The organism is Cupriavidus sp. 2KB_3, from assembly GCF_052115685.1.
Classification (GTDB): Bacteria; Pseudomonadota; Gammaproteobacteria; order Burkholderiales; family Burkholderiaceae; genus Cupriavidus; species Cupriavidus campinensis.
In genome coordinates, this window is the sequence record NZ_JBFRHD010000009.1 from 191,288 (window position 1) to 205,821 (window position 14,534).

The 14,534-nt window shown below is 62.9% G+C and carries 13 protein-coding genes; 12 read left to right on the forward strand and 1 reads right to left on the reverse strand.

Translation table 11 applies throughout. From position 1 onward, the window contains the following. Positions 1 to 130: 130 nt before the first annotated feature. The 8 genes from AB4120_RS12240 (at position 131) to AB4120_RS12275 (ending at position 9,225) form a co-directional block, all read left to right on the forward strand. A complete protein-coding gene (locus tag AB4120_RS12240) occupies positions 131 to 838 on the forward strand; it encodes a LuxR C-terminal-related transcriptional regulator (RefSeq protein ID WP_262389752.1) in 708 nt (235 codons plus the stop codon). A gap of 85 nt (positions 839 to 923) precedes the next feature. Beyond that, positions 924 to 2,819, forward strand: coding sequence for a sensor histidine kinase (locus tag AB4120_RS12245; RefSeq protein ID WP_187645222.1), 1,896 nt, complete (start codon positions 924 to 926; stop codon positions 2,817 to 2,819). Between the two features lie 108 nt (positions 2,820 to 2,927). After that, on the forward strand, positions 2,928 to 3,320 hold the full coding sequence (locus AB4120_RS12250; protein WP_149138846.1) for a cupin domain-containing protein: 393 nt from the start codon (positions 2,928 to 2,930) through the stop codon (positions 3,318 to 3,320). A gap of 107 nt (positions 3,321 to 3,427) precedes the next feature. Continuing rightward, positions 3,428 to 4,327, forward strand: coding sequence for an N-acyl homoserine lactonase family protein (locus AB4120_RS12255; RefSeq protein WP_149138845.1), 900 nt, complete (start codon positions 3,428 to 3,430; stop codon positions 4,325 to 4,327). A gap of 362 nt (positions 4,328 to 4,689) precedes the next feature. Continuing rightward, positions 4,690 to 5,880: a mandelate racemase/muconate lactonizing enzyme family protein gene (locus AB4120_RS12260; RefSeq protein WP_149138844.1), complete on the forward strand. Its 1,191-nt coding sequence runs from the start codon at positions 4,690 to 4,692 to the stop codon at positions 5,878 to 5,880. A 184-nt stretch (positions 5,881 to 6,064) separates the two neighbouring features. Beyond that, positions 6,065 to 7,396: an MFS transporter gene (locus tag AB4120_RS12265; protein ID WP_441642297.1), complete on the forward strand. Its 1,332-nt coding sequence runs from the start codon at positions 6,065 to 6,067 to the stop codon at positions 7,394 to 7,396. Positions 7,397 to 7,445: 49 nt separating this feature from the next. Continuing rightward, on the forward strand, positions 7,446 to 8,387 hold the full coding sequence (locus tag AB4120_RS12270; protein ID WP_262389751.1) for a ketopantoate reductase family protein: 942 nt from the start codon (positions 7,446 to 7,448) through the stop codon (positions 8,385 to 8,387). Positions 8,388 to 8,544: 157 nt separating this feature from the next. Further along, complete coding sequence (locus tag AB4120_RS12275; protein ID WP_144198722.1) at positions 8,545 to 9,225, forward strand: GntR family transcriptional regulator; 681 nt, start codon at positions 8,545 to 8,547, stop codon at positions 9,223 to 9,225. Between the two features lie 14 nt (positions 9,226 to 9,239). Here AB4120_RS12275 and AB4120_RS12280 read toward each other — a convergent pair whose 3' ends face one another. Further along, positions 9,240 to 9,644: a nuclear transport factor 2 family protein gene (locus AB4120_RS12280; protein WP_187645221.1), complete on the reverse strand. Its 405-nt coding sequence runs from the start codon at positions 9,642 to 9,644 to the stop codon at positions 9,240 to 9,242. A 275-nt stretch (positions 9,645 to 9,919) separates the two neighbouring features. On the opposite strand from AB4120_RS12280, the gene AB4120_RS12285 reads away from it, so the two are divergent. The 4 genes from AB4120_RS12285 to AB4120_RS12300 all read left to right on the forward strand — a co-directional run bounded on the left by AB4120_RS12285 (position 9,920) and on the right by AB4120_RS12300 (position 14,515). Beyond that, positions 9,920 to 10,105 (forward strand): hypothetical protein, encoded by a 186-nt coding sequence (locus tag AB4120_RS12285; RefSeq protein ID WP_149138842.1) that lies wholly within the window; start codon positions 9,920 to 9,922, stop codon positions 10,103 to 10,105. Continuing rightward, complete coding sequence (locus tag AB4120_RS12290) at positions 10,089 to 11,063, forward strand: LLM class oxidoreductase (RefSeq protein ID WP_149138841.1); 975 nt, start codon at positions 10,089 to 10,091, stop codon at positions 11,061 to 11,063. The genes AB4120_RS12285 and AB4120_RS12290 overlap by 17 nt, the downstream gene beginning before the upstream one ends. A gap of 76 nt (positions 11,064 to 11,139) precedes the next feature. Continuing rightward, positions 11,140 to 12,051: a LysR family transcriptional regulator gene (locus AB4120_RS12295; RefSeq protein WP_149138840.1), complete on the forward strand. Its 912-nt coding sequence runs from the start codon at positions 11,140 to 11,142 to the stop codon at positions 12,049 to 12,051. 346 nt (positions 12,052 to 12,397) lie between these two features. Beyond that, positions 12,398 to 14,515 (forward strand): LamG-like jellyroll fold domain-containing protein, encoded by a 2,118-nt coding sequence (locus AB4120_RS12300; RefSeq protein ID WP_149138839.1) that lies wholly within the window; start codon positions 12,398 to 12,400, stop codon positions 14,513 to 14,515. Positions 14,516 to 14,534: the final 19 nt, after the last annotated feature.

The following is a 14,534-nucleotide window of genomic DNA, read 5'->3' on the forward strand; positions in this document are numbered from 1 at the left end:
CTTGGGTTTTCGGGCTGTATGTCCCCAGATCGTGCGACATGTCGTCATGCCCAACGATCGTGGGGGCGTAGCGGCAGCACGGGCCGTTGCATGTCGTGCCTCGACCTGTTCGTTTCGCATCCGACCTCCCGTGCCACCTGACCACGCCCCGCCGCTTGACTCGCCCATCCGCGTCGCCCTGATCGAGGACGATGCCCGTTTCAGCACGGCATTCCTCGAGGCCCTGTCCGGCGCCCCCGACATGCTCACCGCTGGCGCCGTCACGACATTGCGCGACGGACTGGCGCTGCTGCAATCCGCCCCCGCTGCCGACATCCTCGTCGTCGACCTGGGGCTGCCCGATGGGTCCGGCATCGATGCCATCCGCGCGGCACGCGTGGCGTGGCCGCGCTGCGATGTGATGGTGGCCACCGTCTTCGGCGACGAAAGCCACGTCATGCAGTCGATTGCTGCGGGCGCCACCGGCTACCTGCTCAAGGACAGCACGGCGGCGCATATCGTGCGCGAGCTGCGGTCGCTGCATCAGGGCGGCAGTCCGATCAGCCCGCTGATCGCCCGCCAGGTGCTGTCCCGCCTGCAGGCGCCGCCTGCTGGCGCGCCGGTGCAAGCCCCCCAGGCACCAGCAGGCCCGAAGCCTTCCGCGCTATCCCCGCGCGAAGTCGAAGTCCTGAACGACATCACGCGTGGCTTCTCCCACGACGAGATCGCCCAACGGATTGGTGTATCGCGACATACGCTGCTGACCTATGTGCGACGCATCTACGTCAAGCTGGACGTCCATTCGAAGGTCGAGGCCATCAACGTGGCCCGGCAACACGGGCTGCTGCGCGATGCCTGACGGCGCTGGCAGGCCAGCATGGCAACCGTGGCTCCAACGGTGGCGCCGACGGTGGCGCCGACGGTGGCTCCCCCTCGTCCTGGCCATGCTGCTTGCAGGTTCGCTGCACGGCGCTCTGGCGCAGGCCCTCCCCTGGCACATCACCTCGGCGCAGCTCCGGATCACGCCCGGCGGCACGCTCGACCGGCTTCCGCCGCAGCTCGCCCTGCCCGCCACTGGCGAAGGATGGCAGGACACGCCGCTGCCGATGGTGGTGCCGCGCCACGTGACCCCCGATGAGGTGGGGTCAGGCCACATCGAGACAGTCTGGGTGAAACTGGCGCTTCCGGCGGCCACCGCCACGACCGCTGCCGGTGAGCCCCTCTACCTCTATGCACCGCGCTGGCAGACCGTGGGACGTCTCACCGTGTATGCAGACGGCGAGCAGCTCTGGCAGTCTCGCGGTGGGCCGGTGTGGAACGGCTACAACTACCCCTTGTGGATCGCGCTCGGGCACGCGCCGCGCGACATCGTCATCCGTATCGATGTCATGGGCCAGGTCGGCGCCGCGCTGTCGTCCGTGCGGATCGGCACGCGCGAGGACCTGTTCTGGCGCTTCGCGGTACGCAGTTTCCTCCAGACCCAGTTTCCCTACCTGTCCAGCGGCGGCCTGCTTGCGGTGGGCATCTTCTCCCTGCTGGTCTGGCTCCGGCGCCGGGACGAAACGCGCTACCTGCTGTGCTTCCTGGCCGCAGGTGCTTATTTCCTGCACACGCTCCAGTATCTGGTCGGCCAGGAGCCATTGCCGATTCCGGAGGCCTGGTTCAGTTGGCTGGCGTTCAACAGCATCGCCTGGCTGATCCTGGCCTGCTACCTGTTCATCTTCCGATATCTGGGCCTGCGCTACCGGCGCCTGGAGACAGCGCTGTACGGCTCGGTGGTGTTCCTGGCCACCAGCACGCTGCCGTTGTCGTGGCTCACGCATGTGGTGTTCCTCTACCCGCTGTCCCAGTTGCTGCTGGTGGGGCTGAATCTCGTGGTATCGATCGCGGCGTTGCGGGCCGCCTGGCGAGCCAGGTCGCGCGAGGCGATGACGTTTTCGGCCTGGAATGCGATGAGCACGCCGATCGCCCTGCACGACCTGCTGCTGCAGAACTACCGCATCGATATCGATGGCATCTACCTGCTGTCCTACCTGGGATGCGTGCAGCTGCTGCTGTTCATGGTCCTGATGTATCGCCGCTACATCAGCGCGCTGGATGAGGTCGCGCAGGCCAACGCCAATCTGTCGCTGCGTCTGGCGCAGCGGGAAGCGGAACTGCTGGAAAGCCATCGGCAACTACGCGACGTGGAGCGCCGCGAGACCCTGACGCGCGAGCGGCAGCGGCTGCTGCAGGACATGCATGACGGCCTCGGTTCATCCTTGATCAGTGCCTTGCGCATGGTCGAGAAAGACGCCTCCGGCACGGCGCGCGCCGACGATATCGCCCAGGTGCTGCGGGAATGCATCGACGACCTCAAGCTGACGATTGATTCGCTGGAGCCGGTATCGACGGATCTGTTGCTCCTGCTGGCCACCTTGCGCTACCGGTTGGGGTCGCGACTCGAAGCCGCCGGCATCTCGCTCGCGTGGGAGGTCGACGACATCCCGCCGCTGCAATGGCTCGGCGCCCAGAGCGCGCTTCACATCCTGCGCATCCTGCAGGAGGTCTTCACAAACGTGCTCAAGCACAGCCGCGCGACCGCGATCCGCGTGCAGACCTGCCGCGATGACGACGCGGTACTGGTGCGTGTACATGACAACGGCACGCCCTTCTCTCCCGCCGGGGCGCCCCCGGCACATGGCGGCAGAGGGCTCGCCAACATGCAACGCCGCGCGTCTGCCCTCGATGCGGCGGTGTCCTGGCAACGGGACGCGAGCGGCACGTGGTTCACGTTGCGCCTGCCTATCGCGCCCGTGACCGCATCGCTCGATGCGCTGGGCAACGGACTTGTTCCGTGATGTATCAATTCATGTTCATCGCCGTGCCTTTATCCCGCTAAAACGCACCCCTAAAGTCTTTTCCCAGGCAACGACCTGATAACAATGATTTCATTGAGGAGAAGACAAATGTCACCCGTGACACGCCCGTTGGCTGCACTTTCCACTGCCATGATGCTGTGTGCGCTGAGCAGCACCAGTGTGTTTGCTCAGACGCGCACACCACTGCAGACGATCGACTTTCCCCAGGGCTACCAAACGGTGAGCGTGATTGCGGAACTCGAGCCAGGGGCCTGCACCGGCCGGCATGCGCATCCAGGAATCGAAAGCGCCTATGTGGAGGAAGGCGAGGCAGTCGTGAAGTTCGATGAAAAATCGGATCTGCATCTGAAAGCCGGGCGGCCGCTGCAATTCGCGCAAGGCGAAATGCATAACGTGTGCAATACCGGCAGCGTGCGGTTCAAGGCGATTGCTCACTACATCGTTGAGAAGGGCAAGCCACTGGTCTTGCGCGGGCAGTGAATTTATCGAATGGCTGACAAGACGCGTTTGGTTTGTCTCGGCAGTTTCTCCGTTGTTACGTTATTGCGCCGTGATGTGCGGCGTGCATTCTGAAGAAAGGATTGATCATGCTGAGACAAGCAAAATTGGCGGGGGCGTTTATCCTGGCTGCCTGTATGTTCGTACTCGAAGGGGTGCCAGCCGCCCACGCCGCCACAACGCTCCCTGATCCCGCCAGGGCGGGGGTCGCCGAGAAGCTGTTCCGGCTGGATTGCGGTCGCTCCCTTGCAAACGACGAGTCAGTATGGACGCCCGGCGCGAACGCTGGGCGCAGTATCGAATTCTCATCCACTTGCTGGCTGGTTAAGCATGGAGACGAATGGCTGCTTTGGGATACCGGTGTTCCTGAAGAAGCATTCAACGACCCCAAAGGGTGGTCCACGCTTCCTAAATTGATCGTCTATCACCTCGATAAGACGCTGACCGATCAATTCGCTGAAATCAACCTGAAGCCAGGCGACATCACGCGCGTCGCGATATCGCACACGCATGGCGACCACATCGGTAACGTGCGGTTGTTCCCCAGCGCCAGGATCATGATGCAGCGGGCGGAGTATCAGTGGATCTACTCTCCGAACGGGCCAAACGATAATGTCAATCAATTGATGGCACTGGCGCGCAAACTCCTGGGAACGCCGAAGAACCTTCAGCTCGTCGATGGTGATACCGATGTGTTTGGCGACGGGAGCGTCATGCTGGTTTCCACGCCAGGGCACACCCCCGGCAGCCAGTCACTGCTGGTCCATCTCAAGAACGCCGGCTTCATCATCCTTTCCGGCGATGTCGTTCACCTGGAAGGGAATTTCGAGAAGAACATCGTTCCATCCTTGAATACGAATAGCCCTGAATCCATCGCTTCAATGGAAAAAGTCAGGCAGTTGATGGCAACGTACAAGGCGAAGCTCTTCATCAATCACGACAAGAAGCAATCCGACAAGTTGAAGCTGCTCCCGGCTTACTACGACTAAGGGCGTGCTGGATTGATTAACGCCCCGGCGAATCGCGTACGTTCGCCGGGGGCGTGACCTGACAAGCATCGAATATCCCCTGTATCGCCGCACGTTGTGCGGTCGTCATCCTTGAGTCATGCGGGGTGGACGGCAGAGCCGCCCTCTCCGTCGGCCACGCCCTCCCTCCGCCTCCGTTAAGAGCAATTCCCACGGGCCGCGCCCCACGCCCCGCCTGGAGCGCGCCGCCGCGTAGTCAGCACAAAAGCGCTCATTACGCCACATCAGATCGATTCTCGGGTTAACCATGCTTGCGGCCCGGCCCCCTTCAACCTAGATTAATTGTTAACAATTAACTATCAACAAGGAAGTGAGCGAACATCATGCGAATTGAGCACTTTGAAACCCTCTCCTGCGACGCCGGATGGCGGAACTACTACTTCCTGAAGGTGGTGACGTCTGACGGGACTGTGGGCTGGAGCGAGTACGACGAGTCGTTCGGCCCCCCCGGCTTGACCGGCGTGATCGAACAATTGGGCGCTCGCCTGATCGGCAAGTCGGTGTATGACCACGAGGAGGCCTATGGCCGGCTGGCCGCCTCCTTGCGCCCTGCGCCGCATGGGCTCAGCGCCGAGGCAATCGGCGCCATCGAAAACGCCCTGCTCGATGCGAAAGCCAAGAGCCTCGGCGTGCCGGTTTACCAGCTGTTGGGCGGCAAACATCGAGACAGCATCCCGATCTATTGGTCGCATTGCGCCACCTGGCGCATCAGCCATCCCACGCTGTACCCGCCTGCCATCGTTGATCTGGACGGCGTCAAGAAGGCCGGCGAAGACGCCCGGGCATCCGGGATTTCCGCGCTAAAGACCAATCTGTTCGTCAATGAAAATGGCAAGCCGCGCCAGTGGATGGCCGGATTTGGTTCCCCGTACGCGCCGTCCCTCAATGTCGACAAAGCGTTGCTGCGTAACCTGCGCGCGCACCTTGAGGCGCTTCGCGACGGCGCTGGCCCCGACGTCGATATCCTGGTGGACCTGAACTTCAACGCGCGTACCGAGGGTTACCTTTCGCTGATCAAGGCGATCAGCGATTTCGACCTGTTCTGGGTGGAACTCGACATCTACAACCCTGACGCCATGGCGTATATCCGCCAGCGCAGCCACGCACCGATTGCCGCGTGCGAAACGCTGTTCGGCATCCGCCAGTTCCTGCCCTATTTCCAGGCGCAATCGATGGACGTTGCCATCATCGATGCGGTCTGGAACGGCGTATGGCAAGCCATGAAGATCGCCAACGTGGCGGATGCCTTTGACGTCAACATCGCGCCGCACAACTTCTACAGCCATCTGTCGACGATGATGAACGTTCATTTTGCCGCAGCGGTGCCCAACCTGCGCGTGATGGAGGTGGATGTGGATCGGCTGGCCTGGGATGACCAGTTGTTCACCCGAAACCCCGAGATCGTGAATGGCGCCATTCAGGTTCCGGATGCCCCGGGCTGGGGCTGCGATCCGATCGAAGACGTCCTGCGCGCCCATCCCCCGAAAGTACGCCGGAGCCATCTGGGCCTGTAGGTCCTGCAGGCCCGGCACCGCGCGCGCCGCAGGCGCAACAGCATGGGCGTGGCCCTTCCCGCCGCGCCTGCCTCACCCCTCGACGCAACTTCCGGGACGGAGCGGAGACCTGTTGTGGATCGACACAGCAGGCTCCTCCCGGAAGCCACCGAATAGACAAACTGAACGGATAGCGAGAGCAATCATGAAGACGGCCTCCCCCTCTGCGGTATTGCCAGGCACGGCACCCGCTCACACACACGACGATGTGCAGCGCGCCTATTCCAAGGTGACGTGGCGCATTATCCCGTTCCTCTTCATCTGCTATGTGTTCGCCTATCTGGATCGCGTGAACATCGGTTTTGCCGCGCTCCAGATGAAGCAGGACCTCAGCTTTTCAGATGCCGTGTATGGGCTTGGCGCCGGCATATTCTTTATCGGATATTTCCTGTTCGAGGTGCCCAGCAACCTCCTGCTCGAGAAAATTGGCGCACGCAAGACACTGATGCGCATCATGATTGTCTGGGGCGTGATCTCAGGAAGCTTCGCGTTTGTCACCACGCCCACGCAGTTCTACGTGGCCCGCTTCCTTCTCGGCGCCTTCGAGGCCGGTTTCTTTCCGGGCATTGTGCTCTACCTGACCTACTGGTTCCCCCCGACGATGCGCGGGAAGATCATCACGGTCTTCATGTCGGCCATCGCCGTGTCGGGCGTCATCGGCGGGCCGCTGTCCGGCTGGATCATGGCGAATATGGGCAGCGCCTCAGGACTCGCCAGCTGGCAATGGCTGTTCATCATCGAAGCCATTCCCTCCATCATCCTGGGTGTCTTTGTCTACTTCGTACTCGCCGACAAGCCGGCCGACGCCAAGTGGCTCTCCGCCAGGGAAAGAGCGGTCGTCATCCACGCCGTGGGTACGACGGGCGGCCATGGCCACGACGCCACCTTCTGGAGAACCCTTCGGGATCCGCGGCTGTATGCACTGTCGGCCATCTACTTTGCGATTGCGGCCGGCCTCTACATCATCAGCTTCTGGCTCCCGGCGATGATCCGCAGCTACAACGTGACCGACCCCCTGCATATCGGCTTGCTGACCGTGATTCCGTACGGCATCACGACCGCCGGCATGGTTGTCATCGGCAAGCATTCGGACAGGACGCGCGAGCGCCGCTGGCACGTTGCATCGGGCATGATCGTGGCAGCGCTCGGCCTGGTGACCGTGACGTACGTGCATGACAGCCTCACCCTCGCACTGACTGTGCTGTCGATCACTACCCTGGGTATCCTGACTGCCATGCCACTGTTCTGGACGATCCCGACCTCGTACCTTTCCAGTGCTGGCGCTGCCGGCGGCATTGCGGTCATCAACAGCATCGGACTGATTGGCGGCTTTGCCAGCCCGTCCGTCCTCGGATGGGTGAAAACCACGACGGGCTCGCTGGACTACGGCTTGTACACCTTCGCCGCGATCCTGGTGCTCGGCTCCGTGCTGCTGCTCCTCGCCATGCCACAGCGTCTGCTCCGAGAAGACGCCTGACCCGGGGAAGCATGAAAATGCTTCCCCTGCTGCGAACACGACATTCTTGATGGAGAACTTCATGCGAATTCTAGTACTGGGTGCCGGCGCAATTGGCGGCTACTACGGTGGCCGACTGGTCCAGCAAGGTACCGACGTCACCTTTCTCGTGCGTCCGGCCCGGCGAGCCATTCTCGAACGCGATGGCCTGAACATCCGAAGCCAGTATGGCGATTTCCACGCCCCCGTGAAAACCGTCACGCAGGAGGAGCTTGGGGGACACTGGGATATCGTGCTGTTGACCAGCAAGGCCTATGACCTGGATTCCGCGATCGAAGCCATCCGCCCTGCCGTAGGGCCCGATACGGCCGTCCTGCCGCTTCTGAATGGCATGGCCCATATCGACAAGCTCAACACCGCTTTCGGGGCCGAGCGTGTGCTCGGTGGCCTTGCGAAGATCATTGTCACGCTCGATAGCGACGGAACGATCCAGCACCTGAACGACTGGTGCTATATCAAGTTCGGCGAACAGTCCGGCATCCTGAGCGAGCGGGTTCAGGCGCTTCAACGCGCGTTTCCTGCGGAGGGCGTGGTCGCGAGCGCCGTTCCCGACATCATGCGCAATATGTGGGAGAAGCTTGTCCATCTGTCCACCGTGGCGACGGTCACGACGCTCCTGCGCGCAAGTGTTGGCGAAATTGCCCAGGTAGCGGGCGGCACCGACCTCTTCTATCAGGTGCTGTCGACCCACGCCGAAGTGGCCGCGCGCGAGGGGTATCCAATGACCGAGGCCTTTCTCGCGGAGTACCGGCAGTTGTTTGCCAACAAGGCATCGGCCTACGTGCCATCGATCCTGCGCGACCTGGAAAGGAAATCGTCGATCGAGGGCGAACATATCGTCGGGTACATGCTCGGCCGTGTCAGGGCCCATGGGCTGGACGATACCGTGCATCGCCTGTGCTGGATGAACCTGAAGGCGTACGAGCTGCGGCGTGCGAACGGCAGGCTATGAGCGCGCTGATTGTTAACAAATCATTGCCTACAATTAACAAGCGCCTTTCCTCACGGCGGTATCATGTCGGGCATGGCGCCCTCGGAGACCGGAATCTGACCACAGCGTCCGGTTATGCCGATGGAGTCACAATTCCCGCCTGGCAAATCGAGCAAAAATGAGTACTCGCGTTGAAATTGACAAGCGCAGCCTGGACCGACAGGCTGCCGACTGGATTCGCGACGCCATCTTCTCCGGAGATCTGGCGCCGGGTTCCAGGCTCACGGAAATATCCCTCGCAACACAGATCGGACTTTCCCGCTCGACGGTTCGCGCGGGCATGCAACGTCTGGCCAACGAAGGCTTGCTCATCCAGCACGCCTACACCGGCTGGGAAGTTGTGTCGCTTTCCGCAGAGGACGCCTGGGAACTCTATACGCTGCGCAGCAACCTGGAAGGGATGGCCGCACGGCTGGCCGCCGCGCGCATCGATGAGGCGGGCCGCGCGCGCCTGCTCAACGCCTTGGCGGACCTGAAGTCCGCCATCGGGGACAAGGATCCCCGACGCATCGCCCAGGCCGACCTCGCCTTCCACAAGACCGTCGTCGCGCTGTCGGGCCATCGGCGGCTCATTGTCCAGTACGGACTGATCAGCGATCCGGTCCTGCTCTATATCCTCCTGACCACGAAACTGATGGAGTATTCGCAGGCGATCTATGACGAGCACGAGCAGATGGCGGCGGCAATCCTGAGCGGCGACGCCGCGCAGGCGGAGAAGCTTGTCTGCGACTCAGCGCAGATGCATGGCGAGCGCCTCGTGAAGACACTGCAGGCGCAAAGCGAGGTTCAGGCGGCCTAGCGCCGCACTGACGATCACTCGGCTCGCTCCTCGATGTGCGTGTAGAGCTTGTTGACGATGACCCAGTCACAGCCAATTTTCAACATCGAGAGGAAGTCATAGTAGTTGTTGCCCGACACCTTCACGCGGACTCTGGCCGACGCCATCTTGCCGAGAACCTCTACCGACAGGATGGACATGCCGTAGGGATCATTGCGCGACGCCGGGCTTTCGCGGCTGGCAACGCCCTGCAGATAAACCCCAAGCGTCTTCTGCACAATTTCGCCGCGCACTTCGCCAAACAGCAACGCTTCGGGATGAAAAGTCGACTGCAATGCGCCGACATCCCCGTCGTAGATGGCGTCCAGGTAAGTCTGCAACAGTTGAAGGATGCGCTGGTGGGCGCAGTCCACGGTCGCCTGCGTAGATGACGCGGTCATGATTTTCTCCTTGGGCGGGTGCAACCGACTGCCCTGGATCGCACTGTAGGGGAGCGAACGCGGCAGATAAACGGCGCCGGCGGAACGTGTCTTTCTACGCCATGTAACAAGCCAGTCGATACCCACGGCCGATGCACTATCAATGCAGCGGAACAAATGATTTGCGGCTGACCCCGATGATCCCGTGCGACCGATTGCCCAGAATTGTGAGCATCCACCCGTCGCGGATGCATTGCGGAATCTCGGGTGCCACTCACTCCTCTTGATTAGCCGCCATGACATTCCACGCACCTGAAGCTGCAAGCGCAGCGCAAGATCACTGGGCCGACGAGTTGCCGCAAGCCCTATGGCTCGACGCCGCCGAGCTCGACGAGCTCCCCTATACCTTCATCTGGCGTCCGGCGCACGAAGGGAACACCCGCCATGCCAGCACCGGAGGACGCCATGCTGAACCCCTCTGACACCCTGCCCCAGACCAACCCCGGGTTCTCGCGCATGTTCGCACCCGGCCGCCTGACGCTCGGTGTACTGTTCGCGATCGAGTCGTACCCGGGCGATGCGCCCACGATGGTCGACCAGATCCGGCTGGCGAAGCGGGCCGAGCAAGCGGGATTCGCCTCGCTGGGCGTGCGGGACGTGCCGTTGCGCGACCCATCCTTTGGTGACCTCGGCCAGATCTTCGATCCCTGGACGTGGCTCGGATACGTCGCCGGTCAGACGTCATCGATTGCGCTCTTTACCGCAGCCATCGTGCTGCCGCTACGGCACCCGCTGCACACGGCCAAAGCGGCAGCCAGCATAGACAGGCTGACGGGAGGCCGACTGGTCATGGGGATTGCCTCCGGCGACCGCGCTATAGAGTTTCCGGCGTTTGGCGTAGAACACGCCCAACGTGGCGCGTTGTTCCAGGAACAGGTTGCCTACCTTGAACACGTGTGGGGCAACGCCTATCCACAAATCCACGGCACATACGGCACGTTGCATGACGCGGACCTGGTCCCCAAGCCGGTTGCCCGACGCGTGCCGCTCATCGTGACCGGCCACAGCCAGCAATCGATCGATTGGATCGCGCGCAAGGCTGACGGCTGGATCACGTACCCGCGCCGCATGGATCTCCAGGTGGAGGTGATTCGCCAGTGGCATGACACCGTCGCGGCTACGTCGCCGGGCACATTCAAGCCTTTTGCGCAGCCCTATCACATTGACCTGACTGCCGATCCCGACGTCTCTCCCACCCCGATCCACGGCGGCCATCGCCTGGGCCGCAGCTGGCTGATGCGGCACCTCGAAACGCTCGAACGCGCGGGCGCGAACCATGTCCTGTTCAACCTGAAATATGGCAATCGCCCCGCCGAAGCCGTGCTCGAGGAACTCGCCACGCATGTGACGCCCCGCTTTCCTGCCTTGGGCATGGCTTGATGCACACGACTGCCACCGCACCGGCGGCGCATCGCGCGTACCTCGCAACGACAGTCATGACACGGTGTCAACGACCATGAAGCGTCAATTCGACGATCTGCAACTTGGCAGCATCGAACTCTTTTGCCTGGCCGCGGAGCTCAGCAGCTTCACGGCGGCCGCGGTGGCTGCGGGCGTCACACCCGCTGCGGTAAGCCGCAGCGTTTCACGCCTTGAAGAGCGCCTCAACATTCGTCTCTTCGTGCGCACGACGCGCCAGATCCGTCTGACGGATGAAGGCAGGGCGTACTTCGAGCAGAGCCGCGCAGCGCTTGCGCTGCTGGTAGAGGCCGAGCGGCACATCGGCGGCCAGCATGCGACGCCCGCTGGACGCCTGCGCATCAGCCTGCCCACGCCCTACGCGCACTATCGCGTGCTGCCGGTGCTTCCCGCGTTCCGGGAGCGCTTTCCCGAAGTCGAGATCGACGTCCACATCAGCAACCGGAACGTCGACTTCGCCGACGACACCTATGATCTGTCGATTCGCGGGCGCGCACCCGACGATTCGGCACTCATTGCCCGCAAGCTCGAAGATGCGGAACTGGTGGTCGTCGCCACACCGGACTACCTGAGGCGGCGCGGCACGCCAAAGTCGCTCGACGATCTGCTCGGGCATGAGTGCATCCAGTTTGAACGCCCAAGCAGCGGGCGCCGCATTCCGTGGACCTTCCGCCAGAATGGCGAAGACGTGAACGTGATCACCACCGGCACATACGCGGCATCCGAAGACGTGCTCGGCGGTGCAACGCTCGCCCGCGCCGGCGCCGGCCTATTCCAGACCTATCGCTTCGTGGTCGAGGACGACTTGCGCGATGGCACGCTGGTAGAGGTGCTGAAAGATCTCGGCGGCAGCTCTCGACCATTCATGCTGCTGTATCCGCACGCCCGACACATGTCGACCCGCGTGCGGGCCTTGATTGACTTTCTTGTCGAGAAGTTCGCGCCCTAGGCATGCCATCCCGAATTTGACGAAAGAGCCCGAGTCCGGAGGCACATGGCATGCACTTGCCCAGGGGCGGGGCGCGGCCGCAGCGTTGGGCGACAGATAGCAATCAAGAATAAGAACGGGAACAAGAGCTATGCGAACAATGTATCGACTTGGTTGGACATTGGCGCCGACGGCGCGCTCACGCCCTTGCCGGTAGCCGGTGTGGGCGCTGGCATTCTCCCTGGTACGCGGCGACGCACTGATAGCCCGATCTCCCCCGCCTCCAAAACGTCACATTTCGATCAACACCCTGTCACGAGTGCTGCCCAGAATCATGGGCTTTTCGTGGGTCAACAGGGAAGTCGCAATGCAAAGCAAGACACCGGGCAAGCCAACCGCAATCGATACCGTCAAGCTCGAGGGCATTCCAGACCGCCAGCGCCGCCTGCTGCTCAGGGCCGGCCTTGGCATGTCGCTCGGCACCTCGGCCCTGCTGGCCGCGTGCGGCGGCGGCGACGATGCCGCGCCCGGCACGCCGGCCACGACGCCCGGCACCACGCCGGGTGGCGGCACGCCGTCGGGCAAGGTCTCGAGCTTCGCGCTCGCCGTGCTGCCCGACACGCAGTTCTATTCGCGCTACGCCACCACGGACGAGAACCTGCAGTTCCAGCGCAAGTACGGGTCCACGCCGTTCCTGGCACAGACCAAGTGGATCACGCAGAACGCCGCCAGCCTGCGCATCCCGTTCACGATCCACCTCGGCGATGTGGTGGATCAACAGGGCAAGACGCTGCAATGGCAGATCGCCGACGAGGCCATGGAAGTCATGGAGGCGGCCCGCGCGCCGTACTCGATCCTGGCCGGCAATCACGACGTGATCTCGGACGTGGACTACGTCAACGCCGGCAGCCAGGCGTCGAACACCGACGCCCAGCGCAACCTGGCCAACGAGCCGTACCTGAAGACGTTCCCGACCACCCGCGCGCAGCGCCAGGCCACCTTCGGCGGCCGTGATCCGTCGGGCTTCCACGAGTACCACTTCTTCGAGGTGGACGGCAACCGCTTCATGGTGCTGTCGATGTCGTGGCGCGCCTCCGACGCCGCCATCACCTGGGCGCGCAACGTACTCAAGCGCTACCCGAAGGTGCCGGTCATCCTCTCGACCCACCAGCTGCTCAATATCGGCCCGGACGGCGTCAGCCCGCTGGAAGTGCCATACGGCCTGATGCTGTGGGAGACGCTGATCAAGGACAACGACCAGATCTTCATGACGCTGAACGGCCATTACCATGGCGCGGCGCACCTCACGAAGACCAACGACTTCGGCAACCCCGTCGAGGAAATGGTGGTCGACTACCAGATGGCGTACATGGGCGGCAACGGCCTGATGCGCCTGTATGAGTTCGACCTGACCAACAACAAGATCAAGGTCATCTCGTTCTCGCCGTGGGTGCCGCAGAAACCCACCGAGACGCTGAACGAGTTCGACGTGGCGGTGCTGACCGACAAGAACCAGCAGTTCGAGATCGACTTCGATTTCCGCAAGCGCTTTGCGCGCTTCAACCCCGACTTCGCCACGCCGACGGCCGGCAACGATCCGATCAACGACCGCGCCAAGGCCGCGATCCTGGCCAACTACACCGAGCCGAGCGTGACCGACAAGAAGGCCGCCGCCGACACCAACGACTACCCGCAGGTGGCCTCCACCGTGGCGCACTGGCGCTTCTTCGGCGGCGCCGACGGCGCGGCGGTGCCGGTCGGCCAGGTGATCGACGATCTGACCGGAGCCAACCCGCTCTCGCGCGAGGCGCTGGCCAACGGCGGCGCGGCCCAACTGGGCGACGTGACGTGGTCGAACGACCACCACTACCTGTCGGCCGCCCCGGGCAGCGTGAAGTTCGCCAACTCGGTGAATAATCCCCAGCGCATGAGCTACTTCGCCACGCAGACCACGGCGGCACTCAATGCGATGACGTTCGACAACGGCTACACCGTGGAGGCGTTCATCAAGGTGCCGGCGTCGTGGACGGCCGGCAACAATGCGTGGATGAACATCATGGAGCGCGAGGGCCAGCGCAGCGCGGTGACCGGCTTTGGCAGCGGCGACGGCGACGAAAGCCCGCTGATCTTCGCCATCTCCAGCCTGCGCGAAGTGCAGTGGGAAGTTACGCCGAGCACGGCCGGCACCAAGAACCCGGCCGCGAACTGGTCTGGCGAGATCATCGCCGAGAAATGGGTCCACGTCGCCGTGGTCAACGACCCGTCGAAGAACGAGACGGTGATGTACGTGGAAGGTGCCCCGGTGCTGCGCAACGCGTCGAACACGCGCGGCATTGCCGCCGTCAGTGCCACCAGCCGCTTCTTCGTGGGTGGTGGGGTCTACGGCAACGTCCCGTCCAACGGCTTTCTTGGCCAGATCGGCGAAGTGCGCCTCTGCACGGAGCCGCTGGCGTCGGACAAGTGGCTGACGGCGCGGCGCGGCTGACCTGAGGCGCTGCGGCGCC